Here is a 20,473-nt window from a genome sequence, read left to right as displayed (position 1 = left end):
CGGCTGGCAGGAAATGCTCTCCGTCATCGCCGACCACCAACGACCCCTGGTCATCGCGGTCAACGCCCGCGAGGCCGACGGGTTCGACACCTCCTGGCTGTGGGACGTGCGCTTCGAACTCCTGCGCGGCCGGCACGTGATCGCCAGCGGAGAACGCGCCACCGACCTCGCCGTCCGCCTCCGCTATGCCGGGGTGGCCCACGAGTTGCAGCCCGACCCGGTCGCCGCCGTGGCGAGCACCACCGGCGCGGAACCCGAGGTGATCGCCAACTACACGGCGTTCCGTGCCCTGACCCAGCTCGGCGCGCAGTAGCCCGGCCCCGCCGACCCGCGCCCACCCCGGGACCGGGCCGGGCGGAGCCGACCGCCTAGTGTGTCTCCTCACACGGCACCCGACCAGCTCCGCTGACGAGGCAGGGACAGACCCGATGACCCGAACGGCCCGGTGTGCCGGCCGCCCGCTGCTGGTGGTGCTCGCCGCCGCGATCACCGCGCTCCTCGGGCTGGCCGGCGCCTGCGCGTGGCCGCCGGTGTCGTCGTCGCCGCGGACCAGCGCACCCGCCCCGCGGCCGACCCCGACGTCCGCCTCGCCGTTACCGCCCGGGCCGGCCGCGTTCGGCTCGGTGGCGGACTGCCCGCGGCCGCAGTCCGGGTTCGACTGTGACTTCCAGCGACGGTTCGCCGCCGTGGACAGGTACCTCGCCAACCGGCCCGGGATGGTCGCTGTCGTCGTGCACGACCGCCAGACCGGTGCGGTGTGGCGCAACGACGACGCCGACACGCCGATCTGGACGGCATCCACCATCAAGCTGGCCATGGCGGTGGACCTGTTCGAGCGGGACCGCGCCGGCGCCATCCAGCTCAGCGCGGACGATCGCGACCTGATCCACGCCATGCTGCACAACTCCGACGACAACGCGGCGGACACGCTGTGGTTCCGCTACGCCGGCTCCGACCACATGGCTTTCAACCGGGACTTCGCCCAACTCGGCATGACGTCGCTGCGACCCCAGCGCGGGTTCAGCGACTTCTACCCGTACTGGGGCTTCCAGCAGTGCACCGCCAACGACCTGCTCCGGCTGATCGACCACGTGCTCGACGACATGCCCCGCGGCCTGCGTGACCACATCGTCGGCGAGCTGCGCACGGTCGCCCCGGACCAGCAGTGGGGCGTGTGGGACGCCGGCCCCGCCGCGCAGCCGGGCAACAAGGACGGGTGGTCGCTGGAGCAGGGCGGCTGGGTGATGAACACGGTCGGCTTCGCCGGCCCCGCGGAGCGCTACACGGTCGCGGTGATGAACAGCCTGCGCGGGCAGGGCGGCTACGACGAGGGCCGTGCCACCGACAGCCACGTCGCCCAACTGCTCTTCGGCGGCCGGTTCTGAGCTCGCGCCGACCATAGGACGAACGAGAGTTGGCGAAACGCCGGCCGGTATGCGATCGACGGTTACCCGGGTGTGTCGCGGCCACCGTTTCCGGCTGCCGGCGTGGCGCGCAGTTCGACGCAGCACTGCCCGGGCCGGGGGACGAGCACGGCCTCCACCGTGCCGGCCTGCAGGCCGTCCAGGAAGCCGGCCAGGAGCTCCCGGTTGAGGCCGCAGACCAGGTCCGGGGCGCGCGCGGCGAGCGGGTGGAACGGGCAGTTGTGCAACCGCACGCAGGTGGCGGTGTCCCGGGACGGCTCGAACCCGTGCCCCTCCAGCAGTCCCTGGGTCAGGGTGAGCGCCCGCTCCGGACCCAGCCGGCCCGGTCGGGCCTGCGCCCGCTCGGCCTCGCCCATGGCCCGCCCGCGCGACCGGGCGACCCGAAACGCCGCCTGCCGGGCGTCCTCGCCGGCATCCTCGGTGAGCACCGCGTCGAGCAGCATCTCGGCCAACATGTCCGGCCGGCGCTCCGGGATGGTGACCCGGATGTCGGTGGCCGCGGGCTGGTAGACCTTCGGGCGCCGACCGACCCGGCGCTCCCGGCCCGGCGCGGTATGCGCGACCAGCAGCCCGGCGTCGACCAGCTTGTCCAGGTGGAACGCGGCGAGCTTGCGGGAGATGCCGGCGGCGCCCGCCGCCTCCTCCCTGGTGACCGCGCGGCGGCTGCGCCGGATGAACTCGTACAGGCCGCGGCGGACATCGTCGTGCAGCACCGCCACCGCCGCGATCGCGGGCCGGCACCGGTCCGGGTCGGCCGTCATATGCCCACCTTATCTCCCAACGAGGTACCCGAAAACCGCCCGCTTTGCCCGCCGCTCCAGCGCATTCCCCGGAACGGGCGGTAAGACCCATGCCCGCTACGGAAACGGTGGCACCGGCGCGGGAGTTCCGGACGCCGCGGGGGCGGCCGCACCGCCGGCACCGGTGGGCGGGCATCGAGCGGGTGGGATGGACGCGTGACACTATTCGGCTGATCGAACGCCCGGCGCTCGGCGGCGGGCACGCAGGGTGGTACGAGGGGAGTGGAGCGGGCGTGCTCACCGCGGTCGTGCTGCTGGTGGGGATGGCCGGCGCGGTGTGTGTGGTGGTCACCGTGCTCTCCGCGGCGATGACGCTGGCGGTGCCGCGCGGCACGCCGGTCCTGATCACCCGATGGGTGTTCGTCGGGATGGGTGCGGTGTTCACCGCGCTGGCGGCGGGCAGCCAGGACTACCGCCGCCGCGACCGCATCATGGCCCAGTACGCGCCGCTCACCCTGCTGACCCTGCCGGCGGTCTGGCTGGTCCTGGTGCTCACCGGGTACATGGCGATGTTCTGGGCGGTCGGCGTGCGGCCGTGGCCGTCGGCGTTCCTGGAGAGCGGCTCCTCCATGTTCACCCTGGGCTTCCGCGCGCCGGACGGCGTGGTCACCGGGGCGCTGGCCTTCTCCGAGGCCATGCTCGGGCTCGGGCTGCTCGCCCTGCTGGTGTCCTACCTGCCGTCGATCTACGCGTCCTACTCCCGCCGCGAGCTGATGGTGACCGCGCTGGAGACCCAGGCGGGCAGCCCGCCGTCGGCGGTGGAACTGCTGGAGCGGCTGGCCCGCATCGACGGCCTGGACGACCTGGACACCTTCTGGCAGGAGTGGGCGAGCTGGTTCGCCGGCCTGGAGGAGACGCACACCTCCACACCCGCCCTGGTGTTCTTCCGCTCGCCGCAGCCGGACCGGTCCTGGGTCGCCGCGGCCGGCGCGGTGCTGGACGCGGCGTCCCTGCTCGCCTCCACGCTGGACGTGCCGCGCCAGCCGTCCGCGGAACTGTGCATCCGGTCCGGGTACCTGGCGCTGCGCCGGATCGGCGACTTCTACGTCATGCCCTACGACCCCGACCCCGCGCCGGACGACCCCATCGCCATCACCCGCTCCGAATACGACGCCGCCTGCCGCCGGCTGGCCGCCGCGGGCGCGCCGCTGCGGCCGGACCGCGACCAGACCTGGCAGGACTTCGCCGGCTGGCGGGTGAACTACGAGGCCGTGCTGCTGCGGTTCGCCTCGCTGTGCACGGCTCCCCCGGCGATGTGGTCGGGCGACCGAGCCATCCCGTTCCGGCGCGCGCCGGTCACCCGCCGGCGGGCCCGGTCGCGGCTGTAGTGCCGCCGCCCGCCGGCCCGGAATGACCGGGCGCCTTCCGCGGGTTTGCCTGAGTGGTGGTCCACGCTACGAGCTGATTGGCTGGCATCATGTCGCTCACTCTGGGAAACGGCCCGTTGGCCAAGCCCCCGCGCGGTTCGCTCAACTTCGACCTCGGCGCGGCCGCGCCCGCGCACGTGCTGTACCTGCACGAGGTGCCGCAGCGCATCCGTGGCCGGTTCGCCGGCCAGACCGTGGTGGACACCCGCCGCGCGATGCTGCTGCACGAGACCGGGCTGCTACCGCAGTGGTACGTGCCGCTCGAGGACGTCCGGCAGGACCTGATCGAGCGCACCGATCACACCACGCACTGCCCGTTCAAGGGCGACGCCTCGTACTGGACGCTGCGGGTGGGCGACCGGGTCGCCGGCAACACCATCTGGGGGTACGAGAACCCCAAACCGGAATGCCCACCGCTGGCCGGCCTGGTGGCCTTCTACTTCGACCGGCTGGACGCCTGGTTCGAGGAGGACGAGCCGGTGCTCGGCCACCCGCGCGACCCGTTCCACCGGGTCGACGTGCGGCGCACGTCCCGGCACGTGGTGGTGCGGGCGGGCGGGCAGACGGTGGCGGACAGCCGGCGGGCGCTGGCACTGTTCGAGACCGGCCTGCCCACCAGGTACTACCTGCCGGCGTCGGACGTGCGGATGGCGGCGCTGCGCAGCAGCACCACAACCACCGTCTGCCCGTACAAGGGGGTGGCCACCTACCACGACGTGTGCGTGGGCGACACGGTGTACCCGGACGCGGCGTGGAGCTACCACGAGCCGCTGGCCGAGGCGCGCGCCGTCGGCGGGTTGCTCAGCTTCCTCGGCGAGGGCATCGAGGTCACCGTCGACGGCGAACCCGGCTGAGCACGACGGAGGCGGGCCGGTGGTGGCGGCCCGCCTCCTTCCGGTCCCTCAGCGGCGCACGGTGAGGTAGCTGGCCTGGCCGTGGTGCGGGCCATCGGACCGGTCAGCTCACGCCGGTAGCGCCACCTCGGCGAGGGCCCGGCCCGCGCCGTCCAGCCGGGCTCACTACGCCCGGTTCGCCGCGTCGGAGCGGAATGCCGGGAACCGGGCTAGAACTCGAAGCCGCCCGGCCGGTTGTTGCGGTCGGCGAGCAGGCCGGCCAGGGTGGCCACGGCGATCTCCGGCGGGGTACGGGAGCCGATGTTGAGCCCGATCGGCCGGTGCACCCGGGCGATGTCGGCCTCGGCGACACCGAGTTCGGTCAGCGCGGCGACGTGCGGCGCGGGATGGCGGGGGTTGCCCATCACGCCGATCCACCGGACCGGGCGGGCGAGCACGTCCCGCAGCACCGGGCCCAACTCGACCCGGTGGTGGTCGGTGACCACCACGTCGGCGGTCGCGTCCAGCTCGGCGACGTCGACCAGCGTGGCGCCCGCCTCCCGGGCCGCGCCCGCCCGCTCCGGGTCCGGTTCCACCAGCAGCGGCCGGAACCCGAGGTCGCGGCCGAAGTGCAGCAGGTGGTCGGCGACCGGGGAGGCGAATACCGCGACCAGCGTCCGGTCCCGGGTCGGCGGCTCCGCGCTGCCGTGGGCGACCGCGCAGGCCGGGTCCACGTCGGGTCGGGTCATGCGCCCAGTGTGGCAGGGCGACCGCCTGGAATCCCAGCCCGAGGCGGTGTTGGGCCTCGTTCTACCCTGCCCGAGGCGGCCGAGAGCCAGAGGGGGATGACCCGATTTGATCGATCAACCGGATGCCGTGCTGCCGGAGGACGCCGACCGCGCCACCCTCCTCGCCCGGGTGTTCGATCCGGAGGCCGGCGGCCCGTGCGTGGCGGCCGTCCGGGGCGACCGGCTCGTCGACCTCACCCGCGTCGCGCCGACCACCGCCGACCTGCTGGAGCGCGCGGACGCGGCGGAGGTGGCGCGCAGCGCGCCGGCCGGCCGGGCATGGCCGCTGGCCGAGGTGGTGGGCAACGCGCTGGCCAGGCGGTTCGACCGTCCGCACCTGCTCGCCCCGTGCGACATTCAGGTCATCAAGGCGTGCGGCGTGACCTACGCGCGCAGCCTGCTGGAGCGGGTGATCGAGGAGCGCGCCAAGGGCGACCCGAGCCGCGCGGCCGAGGTGCGGCTGCAGGTGCAGCAGGCGATCGGCGGCGCCATCGCCGACCTGGTCCCCGGGTCGGCGGACGCCGCCCGGGTCAAGCGCATCCTGCAGGCCGAGGGGCTGTGGTCGCAGTACCTGGAGGTGGGCATCGGGCCGGACGCGGAGGTGTTCACCAAGGCACCGGTGCTATCCGCCGTTGGCCTCGGCGCGGAGATCGGCGTGCCCCGCGACTCCACCTGGAACAACCCCGAGCCGGAACTGGTACTCGCGGTGACCTCGCGCGGCGAGGCGGTGGCCGCGACGCTGGGCAACGACGTCAACCTGCGCGACGTCGAGGGGCGCAGCGCGCTGCTGCTGCCGAAGGCCAAGGACAACAACGCCTCCTGCGCGGTCGGCCCGTTCCTCCGGCTGTTCGACGCGGAGTTCGGCATCGCGGATGTGCGCGCGGCGACCATCGCGCTACACATCACCGGCACGGACGGGTTCGTGCTGGACGGGCACAGCTCGGTCGAGCGGATCAGCCGGGACCCGCTGGAGTTGGTCGGTCACGCGATGGGCGACCACCACCAGTATCCGGACGGGATCATGCTGTTCACCGGCACCGAGTTCGCTCCCACCGAGGACCGCGACGAGCCCGGCATGGGGTTCACCCACCGACTCGGCGACGTGGTGCGGATCTCCTCGCCCCGGCTGGGCACCCTGGTCAACCGGGTCGCGCACAGCGAGTCCGCGCCGCCGTGGACGTTCGGCGTGCGCGCGCTGATGACCAACCTGGCCGCCCGCGGTCTGCTCGACGACACCCGGTGAGCCGCGCGCTCACGCCTGGGCGCCGACGAGGTGTTCCAGCGCGAGCTGGGCCAGGGTGACGAACCCGTAGTCGCGGCTGGCCGCGGCGTCCGGATCGAAGTCCTCGAACGCGGTGCGGTCAGCGAGCAGGTCGGCCGGGGTCTCGCCGTCGGCGAGGGTGGGTACGGCCAGCTCGTCCAGCCCGGCCCGGCGCATCGCCCGCTGGACGCGCCCGTCGGCCCGGAAGGCTTCGGCGCGCTCGCGCAGCAGCAGGTAGGTGCGCATGTTCGCGGCCGCACTGGCCCACACGCCGTCGATGGTCTCGGTGCGCGGCGGCTTGTAGTCGAAGTGCCGAGGGCCGTCGTAGCCGCCGTGCTCGAGCAGGTCGACCAGGAAGAACGCGGACAGCAGGTCGCCGTGGCCGAAGACCAGGTCCTGGTCGTAGCGGGGTCCCTTCTGGCCGTTGAGGTCGATGTGGAACAGCTTGCCCGCCCACAGCGCCTGCCCGATGCCGTGCACGAAGTTCAGCCCGGCCATCTGCTCGTGGCCGACTTCCGGGTTGACCCCGACCAGCTCACCGTGCTCGAGTTGGGCGATGAACGCCAGGGCGTGGCCGATGGTGGGCAGCAGGATGTCGCCGCGCGGCTCGTTCGGCTTGGGCTCCAGGGCCAGCCGGATATCGTAGCCCTGGTCGAGCACGTACTGGCAGAGCGTGTCGATGCCCTCCCGGTAGCGGTCCAGCGCCGCGCGCACGTCCTTGGCGGCGTCGGTCTCCGAGCCTTCCCGGCCGCCCCACAGCACGTAGGTGCGCGCGCCCAGCTCGGCGGCCAGATCCAGGTTGCGCATCACCTTGCGCAGCGCGAACCGGCGGATGCCGCGGTCGTTGCTGGTCAGCGCGCCGTCCTTGAACACGGGGTGGGCGAACAGGTTGGTGGTGGCCATCGGCACCACCATGCCGGTCGCCTCCAGCGCGACGCGGAATCGCTCGATGTGCCGCTCGCGCGCGGCGTCGTCGCTGCCGAACGGGATCAGGTCGTCGTCGTGGAAGGTGACGCCCCAGGCGCCGAGCTCGGCAAGCCGGTGCACCGCCTCCACCGGGTCCAGGGGCGACCGGGTGGGTTCGCCGAACGGGTCCGCGGCCCGCCACCCGACGGTCCACAGGCCGAAGCTGAACTTGTCGTCGCGGGTGGGCTGGCCGGCCACATCGCCTCCGATCGAGCGGCTAATCGTTCGGGCACTGAACTTAGAACCGGTTAGTGGGAAGGTCAAGGAATTCGTACGGCCGCTGAACGATTAACATGGCACTGGTGAACCAACCCCGGCCCGCCGGCCAGCACACCGTGCGCCGGCACAACTCCGCGCTCGTGCTCGGTGCCGTGGTGGAAAGCCCGGGCATGTCCCGCGCGGGCGTGGCGGCCCGCACCGGCCTTGCCAAGGCGACGGTGTCCAGCCTGGTCGACCGGCTGGTGGCGGCGGGCCTGCTGGCGGAGACCGGGCCGCAGGCACGCTCCGGGCGTGGCCGGCGCGGCACCGGACTGTCGCTGTCCCCGAGCGGTCCGCACGGGCTCGGCGTGGAGATCGGCGTCGACTACCTGGCCACCTGCCTGGTCGACCTCACCGGCGAGGTGCACGCGTTGCGGATCCGCCCTGGCGACAACCGCGCCGCGTCGGTGGCCCGGGTGCTCGCCCGGGTCACTCGGGCGGTGCGCACCGCGTTCGCCGACGCCCAGCGTCGCGGCGTGCCGGTCGGCGGCGTCGGCGTCGCGGTGCCCGGCCTGGTGGAGGCTGCCACCGGGCTGCTGCGGGTCGCCCCGAACCTCGGCTGGCGCGACGTGGACGTGCGTGCCGAGGTGCGCCGCCGGCTTGGGCTGGGCGACCTGCCGGTGCTAGTCGGCAACGAGGCGGACTTCGCGGCGTTGGCGGAGCTGTGGTGCGGCGGGCACCCGGACCTGCGGGACTTCCTGCACGTGTCCGGGGAGATCGGTATCGGCGCGGGCCTGGTGGTGGACGGCACGCTGTTCCGAGGGGTGCGCGGGTTCGGCGGCGAGATCGGGCACGTCTGCGTCGACCCGGTCGGCCCGGAGTGCGCCTGCGGGGCGCGCGGCTGCCTGGAGCGGCTGGCCGGGCAGGAGTGGATCCTGCGCGCGGCCGGCGTCTGGGACGGCGTGGGGCCGCTGCGCCCGCCGGCCGCGCTGCTGGACGAGTTGGTGGACCGGCTCACCGCCGAGGACGGCCGGGCGCTGCGCGCGGTCCGCGGCGCCGGGCGGTCCCTCGGCATCGGGGTGTCCGCGGTGCTCAACGCCGTGGACGTGCCCACCGTGGTGCTCGGCGGCAGCTACGCGCGGCTGGAGCGCTGGCTGCGGCCGAGTCTCCAGAACGAACTCGACCGCCGGGTGGTCAGCGCCGCGTGGTCGCGGGTGGAGGTGTTGGGCGCCACGCTGGGCACCGAGGCCGCCGTGCGTGGTGCGGCCGGCGCCGTGCTGCACGAGATCATCATCGACCCGGATCCGTATGTGAGCACGGTGCTGCCCGGCTGAGACACCGGGGAAAGGTGTCGCCGGCACCGCGGCGGCGAGCAAGGATGAACGGATGGCCGAGGTGCGCACCGCCCACACCGCCGATCTGGACGCCGGCACGTTGCGCGCGGCCCGGTCGCTGCTCGACGCGGTGTTCGACGACATGACCGAGCACGACTGGGAACACGCGCTGGGCGGCGTGCATGCGATGGTGTGGGAGGGAACGGAACTGGTCGGGCACGCCTCGGTGATCCAGCGGCGGCTGGTGCACGGCGGCCGGGCGCTGCGCGCCGGATACGTCGAGGGCGTCGGGGTGCGCGCCGATCGGCAGGGCCGCGGCTACGGCGGCGCGATGATGGCGGAGTTGGAGCGGGTGATCCGCGCCGCGTACCAGGTGGGCGCGCTGGCCGCCACCGAGGAGGGCGCCCAGTTCTACGCGGCGCGCGGGTGGTGGCCCTGGCGGGGGCGGTGTGCCGCGCTCACCCCGACCGGCGTGGTGCGCACCCCGGACGCCGACGACTGCGTGTTCGTCCTGCCGGTGGCCGTGCCGCTCGATCGGTCCGGCGAACTGGTCTGCGACTGGCGGGACGGCGACGTCTGGTGACCGGAAGTGCCTGCCTTCACCTGCCTGCCGAGCCGGCGAGAGCGGGCACCGTGCGGCGTCAGCCGGTGCCGACCTGCTGCTGCCAGGCGGCGCTGAGCCGCTCCGCCACGGCGTCGGCCTGCCGCACGCCGGCCTGGTAGCTGGGCTCCCAGGCCGCCTGGACCAGCGGGTTCGGGCCGAATGCCGTGATCGTCTCCTTGTCCGGGACGACGGTGACCACCGTGTCCGGGCCGACCACCTCGATCTCCCGGTGCGGCGCCTCCCGCAGGAGCAGGTGCGCCAGCGGCTCGACCACCACGAGCACCCGGGCGCCGGCGGCAAGGTCGGCGTTGGTGGCGGACCGGAGCCCGCCGTCCATGTACCGGCCACCGCGCAGCGTGATCGGCGGGAAGACGCCGGGCACGGCGGTGCTCGCCGCGACGGCGCCATCCAGGCGGTGCCGACGACCCCACCCGCGCCCAGCACCAGCGCCGCCCACCCGTCTGGGAAGTTCGCATCGGCTCGGTCATCGCCGGTCACCGCCTGGGTTGTTCGCGCTGATGGCGTTCCTGGCGCCGGTGGCCAACACCACGATCAACACCTACCAGCTACTGCTCACCCCCGACGAGCTGCGCGGCCGGCTGACCGGTGTGATGAGCGTGATCGTCGGGGCGGCCGCGGCGGTCGGCCCGGCGCTCGGCGGCGGGCTGATGCAACTGGTACGGGGCTACCCGGCGGTGCTGCTGTGCTCGGCGGGTATCGCGGTGATGACCCTGCTCGCCACGATCAGCCCCACCCTGCGCCGCTTTCCCGTGCGGCCGGGCGAACCGCACGACGCCGAATCCGGGACAGCCGAACCCGACCCGGCCGAACGCGGTGAGGCCCGAACGGGTGAAGAACGGCAATCCGAAACGAGCAAGCCCCACAAAGAGGAAACGGTCCGCTGACGGACCCGACCGACAGGAGGAAATTCACCGTGGACGACGAGGGCACCTACCAGGTTCTGGTCAACGACGAGGAGCAGTACTCCCTGTGGCCCGCGGACAAGGAGGTGCCGGCGGGCTGGCGCCCGGAGGGCATGCGGGGCAGCCGGGAGGACTGCGCCGCGCACGTGGACCGGGTGTGGACCGACATGCGCCCGCGTAGCCTGCGCGAGCGGATGGCGGCCGACCAGCGGTCGTAGCAGGACGGATGCCGGCGGCTTCGCGGTCACCGTCCGCGCGGCCGCCGGCACCATCGGTGATCCCTTCCGGTGCGGGCAAACGGCGGACATTGATCGAAAACCGCTTTCCACGGCGCTGGGGGAGGCAGAGAAATCGCAGGTCAGAGCATAGCCACGGGCCCTGGCTCGATCCAGGATTCCGGTCTCCCGCCCAATCCCGACCGAGCAGCGCCTGGCAAAAATGTACCGCCCCACCACCAATGTCAAGTGGAGGGTGGGATTTCCCACGACTGGCGCTGAAAGGCAGCGATAACGGCGCGTTCACATTATCGTCACAGGACCCCGGATGATCCCGGGCGCGACGCACAGCGTGAGCTCGACCCCCGTAACTTGGAGCGGAGGAGCACACGCGAACGCCGTGCACAGCGTGGTGCGCGGCCCTCCGCACGACGATGTGCGCCGGGAGTCTCTGCCTGGGCTTCGTCGCGTCGCTTGAGCCATCAGCGATTCCGGGGCGTGCTGCCGGCGGCGACCCACCCGTCGTCCACCGGCCGCATTCGCGTGCCCGAACGAGCGCCATCATGGGAGGGCCGACATGACCCACCATCGGGAGGATTCCTACCGAACCGAGGGCCTGTACGACAGCCAGTACGAGCACGACGCCTGCGGTGTCGCCTTCGTCGCCGACCTGGCCGGACGCACCGATCATGGCATCGTGCGCAAGGCGCTCACCGCACTGCGCAACCTCGAACACCGCGGCGCGCGCGGCGCCGAGCCGGACACCGGTGACGGTGCCGGCATCCTCATCCAGGTACCGCACGCGTTCTACCGCGACGTGGTCCCGTTCGACCTGCCCGAGGCCGGCCGGTACGCGGTGGGCACCGCGTTCCTCCCGGTCGATGCCGCGGCGCGCGCCGAGGCGGTGGCCGCCATCGAGCGGATCGCCGCCGAGGAGGGCACCCGCGTGCTCGGCTGGCGTGACCTGCCGGTGGACACCGAGCACGTCGGCCCCACCGCGGCCAGCGCGATGCCGTACTTCAGCCAACTGTTCCTGGCCGCGGAGCGCGACACCGATGACGTGCTCTCCTTAGAGCGCATGGCGTTCTGCGTGCGCAAGCGCGCCGAACACGCCGCCGACGTGTACTTCCCCAGCCTGTCCGCGCGCACCGTCGTCTACAAGGGCATGCTCACCGAGGAGCAGCTCGACCGGTTCTTCCCCGACCTCACCGACGAGCGGGTGACCAGCTCGATCGGCCTGGTGCACTCGCGGTTCTCCACCAACACGTTCCCGTCCTGGCCACTGGCGCACCCGTACCGGTACCTGGCGCACAACGGTGAGATCAACACGCTGCGCGGCAACCGGAACTGGATGCATGCCCGGGAGAGCATGCTCTCCTCCGAGCTGATCCCCGGCGACCTGGCACGGCTGTCCCCGGTCATCACCCCGGACGCCAGCGACTCGGCCACCTTCGACGAGGTGCTGGAACTGCTGCACCTGGGCGGCCGGTCGCTGCCGCACGCGGTGCTGATGATGATCCCGGAGGCGTGGGAGAACCACGACGAGATGGACCCGGCCCGCCGGGCGTTCTACGAGTACCACGCCACGCTCATGGAGCCGTGGGACGGCCCCGCGCTGGTGGCGTTCACCGACGGCACCCTGATCGGTGCGGTGCTGGACCGCAACGGGCTGCGCCCGGCCCGGTACTGGGTCACCGAGGACGGCCTGGTCGTGATGGGCAGCGAGGCCGGCCTGCTGGACGTCGAGCCGTCCGCGGTGGTGCGCAAGGGCCGGCTGGAGCCGGGCCGGATGTTCCTGGTGGACACGGCGGCCGGCCGGATCGTGGACGACGAGGAGATCAAGGGCCAGCTCGCCGCCGAGCACCCCTACCAGGAGTGGGTCGAGCAGGGGTTCGTGCACCTGAACGACCTGCCGGAGCGGGAGCGGGAGGTGCCCACGCACGCCTCGCTGGTCCGCCGGCAGCAGGCGTTCGGCTTCTCCGAGGAGGACCTGGAGGTCATCCTCCGGCCGATGGCGGCCACCGGCGCCGAGCCGATCGGGTCGATGGGCGACGACGCCCCGCTGGCCACGCTGTCCGAGCGGGGCCGGCCGCTGTTCGACTACTTCACCCAGCTCTTCGCGCAGGTGACCAACCCGCCGCTGGACGCGATCCGGGAGGAGTTGGTCACCTCGCTGCAAACGTCGCTGGGTTCCGGCACCAACCTGCTATCCACGGACCCCAGCTCCACCCGCCGGGTGACACTGCCGTTCCCGGTGCTGGACAACGACGAGCTGGCCAAGCTGGTGCACATCAACGACGACGGCGACCTGCCGGAGTTCCAGTCGGTCACCATCGACGGCCGCTACGACGTGCACGGCGGCGGCGAGGCGCTGGTGCGCCGGCTGGACGAGATCCGCGCCGAGGTGTCCGCGGCCATCGCGGGCGGCGCCCGGCTGGTGGTGCTGTCCGACCGGGGCGTGGACGCCGACCGGGCACCGATCCCGTCCCTGCTGCTCACCGGCGCGGTGCACCACCACCTGGTACGGGAGAAGACCCGCACCCGGGTCGGGCTGATCGTCGAGTCCGGCGACGCCCGGGAGGTGCACCACGTCGCGCTGCTCATCGGCTACGGCGCGGCCGCGGTCAACCCGTACCTGGCCATCGCCACCGTCGAGGAACTGGCCGAGCGCGGCCTGCTGGGCGACGTGGACGCCAAGCACGCCACCCGGAACCTGATCAAGGCGCTGGGCAAGGGCGTGCGCAAGACCATGTCCAAGATGGGCGTGTCCACCGTCGCCTCCTACACCGGCGCGCAGATCTTCGAGGCGATCGGCCTGGGCGCCGAGGTCGTCGACTCCTGCTTCACTGGCACCACGTCCCGGCTCGGCGGCATCGGGTTCGACGTGATCGCCGAGGAGGTCGCCAGGCGGCACCGCAGGGCGTTCCCGGCCGACGGCGTGCACGCCCACCACCGGGAACTGGACACCGGCGGCATCTACCAGTGGCGCCGCGAGGGCGAGGCGCACCTGTTCAACCCGCACACGGTGTTCAAGCTGCAGCACTCCACCCGGTCCCGGCGGTACGAGATCTTCAAGGAGTACACCCGGGCGGTGGACGAGCAGTCCGAGCGGCTGATGACGCTGCGCGGGTTGCTGAAGTTCCGGGAGGGTGTCCGGCCGCCGGTGCCGATCGAGGAGGTCGAGCCGGTCTCCGAGATCGTCAAGCGGTTCGCCACCGGCGCCATCTCCTACGGCTCCATCTCCCAGGAGATGCACGAAACCCTGGCCATCGCGATGAACCGGCTGGGCGGCAAGTCCAACACCGGGGAGGGCGGGGAGGACGCCGACCGGTTCACCCCGGACCCAAACGGCGACTCCCGCCGCTCGGCGATCAAGCAGGTCGCCTCCGGCCGGTTCGGGGTGACCAGCGAGTACCTGGTCAACGCGGACGACATCCAGATCAAGATGGCGCAGGGCGCCAAGCCGGGCGAGGGCGGGCAGCTTCCGGGTGCCAAGGTGTACCCGTGGATCGCCAGGACCCGGCACTCCACCGCCGGCGTGGGCCTCATCTCGCCGCCGCCGCACCACGACATCTACTCCATCGAGGACCTCGCCCAGCTCATCCACGACCTGAAGAACGCCAACCCGCTGGCGCGCATCCACGTCAAGCTGGTCTCCGAGGTGGGCGTCGGCACCGTGGCCGCCGGCGTGTCCAAGGCGCACGCCGACGTGGTGCTCATCTCCGGGCACGACGGCGGCACCGGCGCGTCGCCGCTGTCCTCGATCAAGCACGCGGGCGCCCCGTGGGAGCTGGGCCTGGCCGAGACGCAGCAGACGCTGCTGGCCAACCGGCTGCGCGACCGGATCGTGGTGCAGACCGACGGCCAGCTCAAGACCGGCCGGGACGTGATGATCGCCGCGCTGCTCGGCGCCGAGGAGTTCGGCTTCGCCACCGCCCCGCTGGTGGTGTCCGGCTGCGTGATGATGCGTGTCTGCCACCTGGACACCTGCCCGGTCGGGGTGGCCACGCAGAACCCGAAGCTGCGCGCCAAGTTCAGCGGCAGGGCCGAGTACGTGGTGAACTTCTTCGAGTTCGTCGCCCAGGAGGTGCGCGAGTACCTGGCCGCGCTTGGGTTCCGCACGCTCGCCGAGGCGGTCGGGCACGCCGAACTGCTGGACACCCGGGCCGCGGTGGACCACTGGCAGGCGTCCGGTTTGGACCTCTCGCCGATCCTGCACGTGCCGGAGATCGAGCCGGGCGCGTCCCGGCACTGCACCACCACCCAGGACCACGGGCTGGACAAGGCACTGGACAACACGCTGATCCAGCTCGCCGAGGGCGCGCTCGCCTCCGGCGACAAGGTGCGGTTGGAACTGCCGGTGCGCAACGTCAACCGCACCGTCGGCACCATGCTCGGCTCCGAGCTGACCCGGCGGTGGGGCGGTGTCGGCCTGCCCGACGACACCATCGACATCACCTTCACCGGCACCGCCGGCCAGTCGTTCGGCGCGTTCCTGCCCAAGGGCATCACCCTGCGGCTGGTCGGCGACGCCAACGACTACCTGGGCAAGGGACTCTCCGGCGGGCGGATCACCGTCCGGCCGCACCCGGAGGCCCCGTTCGCCGCCGAGCACAACATCGTCGCCGGCAACGTGATCGGCTACGGCGCCACCGGCGGGGAGATGTTCCTGCGCGGCACCGTCGGTGAGCGGTTCTGCGTGCGGAACTCGGGCGCGGTCGCCGTCGTCGAGGGAGTCGGCGACCACGGCTGCGAGTACATGACCGGTGGCCGCGTGGTGGTGCTCGGCCCGATCGGGCGGAACTTCGCCGCGGGCATGTCCGGCGGCATCGCCTACGTCCTCGACCTGCCCACCCACCGGGTCAACCACGAGATGGTCGACCTCGACCCGCTGGACGAGACCGACCGCGAGTTCCTGCGCACCGTGGTGACCCGCCACCAGGCGGAGACGGACTCGACCGTGGCCCGGGCGCTGCTGGCCGACTGGGACACCGCGGTGGAGCGGTTCGGGAAGGTCATGCCCAAGGACTACAAGCGGGTACTGCTCGCCCAGGCCGAAGCCGAGCGCGACGGCCGGGACGTGCAGGAAGCGATCATGGAGGCGGCACATGGCTGACCCCAAGGGTTTCCTGACCACGCCGCGGGAGAACGCGCAGACCCGGCCGGTCGAGTTGCGGCTGAAGGACTGGCGCGAGGTCTACCGGGACTTCGAGCACGACCGGCTGGAGCGGCAGGCCGGGCGGTGCATGGACTGCGGCATCCCGTTCTGCCACCAGGGCTGCCCGCTGGGCAACCTGATCCCGGAGTGGAACACCCTGGTGTGGCGGCAGGACTGGCGGGACGCGATCGAGCGGCTGCACGCCACGAACAACTTCCCGGAGTTCACTGGCACGCTGTGCCCGGCGCCGTGCGAGTCCGCGTGCGTGCTGGGCATCAACGACGACCCGGTGACCATCAAGCGGGTGGAGATCGAGATCGTGGACCGGGCCTGGGAGGAGGGGTGGATCACCCCGCAGCCCGCGGCCACCCGCACCGGCAAGAAGGTGGCCGTGGTCGGCTCCGGCCCGTCCGGGCTGGCCGCCGCCCAGCAGCTCACCCGGGTGGGCCACGACGTGGTGGTGTTCGAGCGGGCCGACGCGATCGGCGGGCTGCTCCGCTACGGCATCCCCGAGTTCAAGATGGAGAAGTGGCGGCTGGACCGGCGGCTGGAGCAGATGCGCGCCGAGGGAACCGAGTTCCGCGCCGGCGTCAACGTCGGTGTCGACGTCACGGCCGAGCAACTGCGCGCCGAGTTCGACGCGGTGGTGCTGGCCTGCGGCGCCACAGCCTGGCGGGACCTGCCGATTCCCGGCCGCGACCTGGAGGGTGTGTACCAGGCGATGGAGTACCTGCCGCCGGCCAACCGGGTGGCCAGTGGCCAGTTGGACCGCTCCCCCATCGACGCGGCCGGCAAGCACGTGGTGATCATCGGCGGTGGGGACACCGGCGCGGACTGCCTGGGCACCGCGCACCGGCAGGGCGCGGCGTCGGTCACCCAGCTCGAGATCATGCCGATGCCGCCGAAGTCCCGCTCCGAGCGGCACCCGTGGCCCACCTACCCGATGATCTACCGGGTCAGCTCGGCCCACGAGGAGGGCGGCGAGCGGCTGTACTCGGTGTCCACCCAGGAGTTCCTGGGTGACGCCCACGGCCGGCTGCGCGCGCTTCGGCTGGTAGAGGTGCGCAACGACGGCGGGAAGTTCGTCCCCGTCGAGGGCACCGAGCGGGAGCTGCCCTGCGAGCTGGCGCTGCTCGCGATGGGCTTCGTCGGCCCGGAGAAGCACGGGCTGCTGGACGAGCTGGTCGTGGAACTGGACGAGCGGGGCAACGTGGCCCGGGACTCGTCCTACGCCACCAGCGTGCCCGGCGTGTTCGTCGCCGGTGACGCGGGCCGCGGCCAGTCCCTGATCGTCTGGGCGATCGCCGAGGGTCGTTCCGCGGCCGCCGGGGTGGACGCCTACCTCACCGGCCGGAACGTGCTGCCCGCCCCGATCGCCCCGACCGACCGGCCGATCGCCTGACGGCCGCCCCGGAGCGCACCGGGGACCGCGGACCGCCGCCCGCGGGTGGTTCTTGCCCTCCTGGCCCACCCGCGGGCGGCGGAACCGGCGCATCCGGGCCGCGGTTCCCTCCTGCACGCCGGGCCGGTGTCAGCGCGTGCTGGCCCGGATGAACGCCAGGGTCTGCGGCCAGGACAGCGCGTACGCCTCGGCGTTGACCGGGTTGCCGTGCCGGGCCTTCGCCGAGAAGCCGTGCTCGGCGCCCGGGTAGAGGTGCACGATGCTCGACCCGCCGCTCCGGCCCTGTAGCGCCGCCTGCAGCGACTCGAAGCTCTCCCGGGGCACTAGGTCGTCCTCGCTCGGGTAGAGCATCATCACCGGCGCGGCGATCCGGCCCGCGTACTCGGCGGCGTCCAGCGTGTGGTTGGGCGCCGGTGGGATGGGCACCGTCGGGTGGTAGGCGACCACGTTGGCCAGCCGGTCGTCCCGCCCGCCGAGCAGCAGCGCGAACCGGCCGCCCAGGCACCAGCCGATCACCCCGACCCGGCGCAGGCCCAGCTCGCCGAACATGTGGTCCAGCAGCCGCCGCTGCTCCGCGAGCACGGTCTCGTCGTCGAGCTTGCCCATCAGCTCGAACAGCCGCTCCCTCGGAGTGTCGTCGGAACTCCTGCCGTGGAACGGGTCCCAGGACAGCGCGGTCACCCCGGCCCGCGCGATGTCCCCGGCGAACTCGCGCACCTGCTCGCCGATCCCGGTCACCATGGGCAGCAGCAGCATCCCGCTGCCGCCGTCCTCGCGGGGTTGGGCCAGGTACCCGCGCAGCGTGTCCACGGTGATCTCGGCCGTGCTGATCTCCTCCGCCATGCCCGCACCCTACAGATCGTCATGTGGTGGAACTTCCTCGGCCGCGGCCACGAGGAGATCGTCGCGTTCCGTGACGACTGGCAGCGGGAACGGGCGGGGCACGGGGGCGGCGCTTCCGCACGGTACGGGACGTTCCCCGCGGAGTGGCAGCACACGCTGCCCGCACCGGAACTGCCGAACGCCCGCCTCAGGAGCCGGGGATAGTCCACCCGCGGTGCCCGGCGGTAAGCATTGGTCTCTTTCACAGCGGCGGGATGCCGGGTGACCGTGGGCAGTGGTGATGCCGGCAGATCCGGAAGCGATGTGCGTTCTCAGGGGAGTCTCATGATCCAGCGTGACGAGCAGACGGCAACCGTGGCCGATCGGGAGGACGCGGGCGCGTTCGTCCGCAAGCCGGTCGCCTTCGACACCCGCATCACCTCCGACGGATCCTCGCCGTGGCCGGTGGAACCGGAACGGTACCGGCTGATCGTGGCGAGGGCCTGCCCGTGGGCGAACCGCGCCGTGATCGTGCGACGGCTGCTCGGCCTCGAACCGGTGCTGTCCCTGGGCATCACCGGGCCGCTGCACGACGAGCGAAGCTGGCGGTTCCACCTCGACCCCGGTGACCGTGACCCGGTCCTCGACATCGAGTACCTCCGGGAGGCCTACCTCAGGGCGGACCCGGACTTCACCGGCGGTGTCACCGTGCCCGCCGTGGTGGAGGTGGCCAGCCGCAAGCTCGTCACCAACGGGTTCCAGCAGCTCACCCTGGACCTGTCCACGCAGTGGACCGCCTACCACCGCCCGGGCGCCCCGAATCTCTACCCCGAGCACCTGCGCGCGGAGATCGACGAGGTGAACGCGGAGGTGTACCGGAACGTCAACAACGGGGTGTACCGGTGCGGCTTCGCCACCAGCCAGGACGCGTACGAGCGCGCCTACCACGCGCTGTTCGGCACGCTGGACCGGCTGTCCGAGCGGTTCGCCACCCGGCGGTACCTGGTCGGCGACACGATCACCGAGGCGGACGTGCGGCTGTGGGTCACGCTGGTGCGGTTCGACGCCGTGTACCACGGCCACTTCAAGTGCAACCGGCAGAAGCTGACCGAGATGCCGGTGCTGTGGGCCTACGCCCGCGACCTGTTCCAGACCCCCGGATTCGGCGACACCATCGACTTCGGGCAGATCAAGCAGCACTACTACGGGGTGCACCGGCAGCTCAACCCGAGCGGTGTCGTGCCGGTCGGCCCCGATCCCACCAACCGGTTGGAGCCGCACGGCCGGGCCGAACTGGGCGGACGCCCGTTCGGCGACGGCACCCCGCCCGGGCCACCGCCGCCGGAGGAGCGGGTGCCCGAGCTGGCGCCCGCATAGGCCTTCAGTCCGCGTCCGCCTCCAGCGGGTTGGTCAGCCGGAGGCGGCGCTGGGCGCGCTGGTAGAACGTGGTGCGGCCGAGCCGGATCACCCGGGCGGCGGCGGATACCACGGTGGTGTCGATGAGGTCACCGGGGTGCGTGTGCGCGATCAGCCGCCCGTCCGCCTCGACGGCCAGCTCACCGCTGGACCGCAACACCTCCAGCACCAGCTTCTCCCCGGTGGACAGGAACAGCGCGCGGTTGAACGCCGAGTGCGGCGCGACCGGGGTGACCAGCAGGCCCTCCGCACGCGGCGACACGATCGGGCCGCCGGCGGAGAAGCTGTACGCGGTGGACCCCGTGGGCGTGGCCACCACCACGGCGTCGGCGGAGTACCGGACGAAGGGCTGGCCGTCGACGTGCAGTTGCACGTTGCTCATCCCGTGCCCGGGGACGCGGACCAGCGCGATGTCGTTGAACGCCACGGCCGAGCAGCCGGCGGAGCTGGCCAGCAGCCCGGAGCGGGCCTCGACGGTGAACCGGTTCTCGTCGATCGCGGACAGCGCCTCGGCCAACTCCGGCACGTCGACTTCGGCGAGGAAGCCGAGGCGGCCGAGGTTCACCCCGAGCACCGGCGTGCGCGCGTCGTAGGCCAGCCGCATGGCGCGCAGCATGGTGCCGTCGCCGCCGAGGCTGATCAGTACGTCGGCGCGCGCTCCCAGCGTCGCCGCGTCCGTCCCCGCGACGCCGTGGCACTCCAGCGCGACCACCTCGTGGTCCAGGCCAAGCACGGTGACCCCACGCTCGCGGGCCCAACCGGTGATCGTGTCCACCACGGGCGCGCAGCGCCGACCGGGGTGCAGGACCAGGCCCACCGCACCGATGACTCCCACGCCTTCCTTACCTTCTTCCTGTGTCGCTCGGGGCCGGTCGTAGGGTTCCGACGACCCAGGGGTGCCGGGTATGGCTTCCATGCCTCCGCCAGCGATGGCCCAGGGGGATTGGCCGCCCGGCATCCCA

18 protein-coding genes are annotated in these 20,473 nt (G+C 72.5%); 12 read left to right on the top strand and 6 right to left on the bottom strand.

The features are described 5' to 3' along the window. Window positions 1-313 (top strand): DUF1727 domain-containing protein (locus FFT21_RS26665; protein WP_137816680.1); only part of this gene is annotated, 313 nt, incomplete at its 5' end. Between the two features lie 115 nt (window positions 314-428). Then, window positions 429-1,385, top strand: coding sequence for a serine hydrolase (locus FFT21_RS26660; RefSeq protein ID WP_137816679.1), 957 nt, complete (start codon window positions 429-431; stop codon window positions 1,383-1,385). Window positions 1,386-1,447: 62 nt separating this feature from the next. Here FFT21_RS26660 and FFT21_RS26655 read toward each other — a convergent pair whose 3' ends face one another. Beyond that, complete coding sequence (locus FFT21_RS26655) at window positions 1,448-2,185, bottom strand: helix-turn-helix transcriptional regulator (RefSeq protein ID WP_137816678.1); 738 nt, start codon at window positions 2,183-2,185, stop codon at window positions 1,448-1,450. Window positions 2,186-2,274: 89 nt separating this feature from the next. Here FFT21_RS26655 and FFT21_RS26650 point away from each other — a divergent pair, with 89 nt between their 5' ends. Both FFT21_RS26650 and FFT21_RS26645 read left to right on the top strand, forming a co-directional pair. Further along, entirely contained in the window at window positions 2,275-3,552 is a 1,278-nt protein-coding gene (locus FFT21_RS26650; RefSeq protein WP_225978792.1) for a hypothetical protein, read from the top strand. A gap of 89 nt (window positions 3,553-3,641) precedes the next feature. Then, complete coding sequence (locus FFT21_RS26645) at window positions 3,642-4,445, top strand: DUF427 domain-containing protein (protein WP_137816677.1); 804 nt, start codon at window positions 3,642-3,644, stop codon at window positions 4,443-4,445. A 209-nt stretch (window positions 4,446-4,654) separates the two neighbouring features. Here FFT21_RS26645 and FFT21_RS26640 read toward each other — a convergent pair whose 3' ends face one another. After that, on the bottom strand, window positions 4,655-5,173 hold the full coding sequence (locus FFT21_RS26640) for an XdhC family protein (RefSeq protein WP_137816676.1): 519 nt from the start codon (window positions 5,171-5,173) through the stop codon (window positions 4,655-4,657). A gap of 106 nt (window positions 5,174-5,279) precedes the next feature. On the opposite strand from FFT21_RS26640, the gene FFT21_RS26635 reads away from it, so the two are divergent. Next, a complete protein-coding gene (locus FFT21_RS26635) occupies window positions 5,280-6,455 on the top strand; it encodes a fumarylacetoacetate hydrolase family protein (RefSeq protein WP_137816675.1) in 1,176 nt (391 codons plus the stop codon). Between the two features lie 9 nt (window positions 6,456-6,464). Here the strand turns inward: FFT21_RS26635 and xylA are convergent, their stop codons facing one another. Next, complete coding sequence (gene xylA, locus FFT21_RS26630; protein ID WP_137816674.1) at window positions 6,465-7,637, bottom strand: xylose isomerase; 1,173 nt, start codon at window positions 7,635-7,637, stop codon at window positions 6,465-6,467. 104 nt (window positions 7,638-7,741) lie between these two features. Here xylA and FFT21_RS26625 point away from each other — a divergent pair, with 104 nt between their 5' ends. Together FFT21_RS26625 and FFT21_RS26620 are read left to right on the top strand one after the other, a co-directional pair. Then, window positions 7,742-8,971, top strand: coding sequence for an ROK family transcriptional regulator (locus FFT21_RS26625; protein WP_225978791.1), 1,230 nt, complete (start codon window positions 7,742-7,744; stop codon window positions 8,969-8,971). Window positions 8,972-9,023: 52 nt separating this feature from the next. Beyond that, complete coding sequence (locus FFT21_RS26620; RefSeq protein WP_137816672.1) at window positions 9,024-9,554, top strand: GNAT family N-acetyltransferase; 531 nt, start codon at window positions 9,024-9,026, stop codon at window positions 9,552-9,554. A gap of 58 nt (window positions 9,555-9,612) precedes the next feature. On the opposite strand, the gene FFT21_RS26615 is transcribed toward FFT21_RS26620, so the two are convergent. Further along, entirely contained in the window at window positions 9,613-10,032 is a 420-nt protein-coding gene (locus tag FFT21_RS26615; protein WP_137816671.1) for a patatin-like phospholipase family protein, read from the bottom strand. 61 nt (window positions 10,033-10,093) lie between these two features. On the opposite strand from FFT21_RS26615, the gene FFT21_RS26610 reads away from it, so the two are divergent. The 4 genes from FFT21_RS26610 (at window position 10,094) to FFT21_RS26595 (ending at window position 17,273) form a co-directional block, all read left to right on the top strand. Further along, entirely contained in the window at window positions 10,094-10,480 is a 387-nt protein-coding gene (locus tag FFT21_RS26610) for an MFS transporter (RefSeq protein ID WP_137816670.1), read from the top strand. Window positions 10,481-10,509: 29 nt separating this feature from the next. Then, a complete protein-coding gene (locus FFT21_RS26605; RefSeq protein WP_137816669.1) occupies window positions 10,510-10,716 on the top strand; it encodes an MbtH family protein in 207 nt (68 codons plus the stop codon). A gap of 574 nt (window positions 10,717-11,290) precedes the next feature. After that, window positions 11,291-15,829, top strand: coding sequence for a glutamate synthase large subunit (gene gltB / locus FFT21_RS26600; RefSeq protein WP_137816668.1), 4,539 nt, complete (start codon window positions 11,291-11,293; stop codon window positions 15,827-15,829). Continuing rightward, window positions 15,822-17,273, top strand: a complete 1,452-nt coding sequence (locus FFT21_RS26595; RefSeq protein WP_137816667.1) for a glutamate synthase subunit beta — start codon at window positions 15,822-15,824, stop codon at window positions 17,271-17,273. Before gltB ends, FFT21_RS26595 begins: the two co-directional genes overlap by 8 nt. 129 nt (window positions 17,274-17,402) lie before the next feature. Here the strand turns inward: FFT21_RS26595 and FFT21_RS26590 are convergent, their stop codons facing one another. Beyond that, window positions 17,403-18,116, bottom strand: a complete 714-nt coding sequence (locus FFT21_RS26590) for a dienelactone hydrolase family protein (RefSeq protein ID WP_137816666.1) — start codon at window positions 18,114-18,116, stop codon at window positions 17,403-17,405. A 324-nt stretch (window positions 18,117-18,440) separates the two neighbouring features. On the opposite strand from FFT21_RS26590, the gene FFT21_RS26580 reads away from it, so the two are divergent. Next, the gene (locus FFT21_RS26580) at window positions 18,441-19,472 is read left to right on the top strand and encodes a glutathione S-transferase family protein (protein WP_137816665.1); all 1,032 of its coding nucleotides are present in this window, start codon (window positions 18,441-18,443) and stop codon (window positions 19,470-19,472) included. A 4-nt stretch (window positions 19,473-19,476) separates the two neighbouring features. On the opposite strand, the gene FFT21_RS26575 is transcribed toward FFT21_RS26580, so the two are convergent. Further along, entirely contained in the window at window positions 19,477-20,346 is an 870-nt protein-coding gene (locus FFT21_RS26575; RefSeq protein ID WP_225978790.1) for an NAD(+)/NADH kinase, read from the bottom strand. Window positions 20,347-20,473 lie beyond the last annotated feature (127 nt).

Source organism: Gandjariella thermophila, from assembly GCF_005405885.1.
In the GTDB taxonomy this organism is placed as follows: Bacteria; Actinomycetota; Actinomycetes; order Mycobacteriales; family Pseudonocardiaceae; genus Gandjariella; species Gandjariella thermophila.
This window is presented reverse-complemented; position numbering and strand designations above follow the sequence as displayed.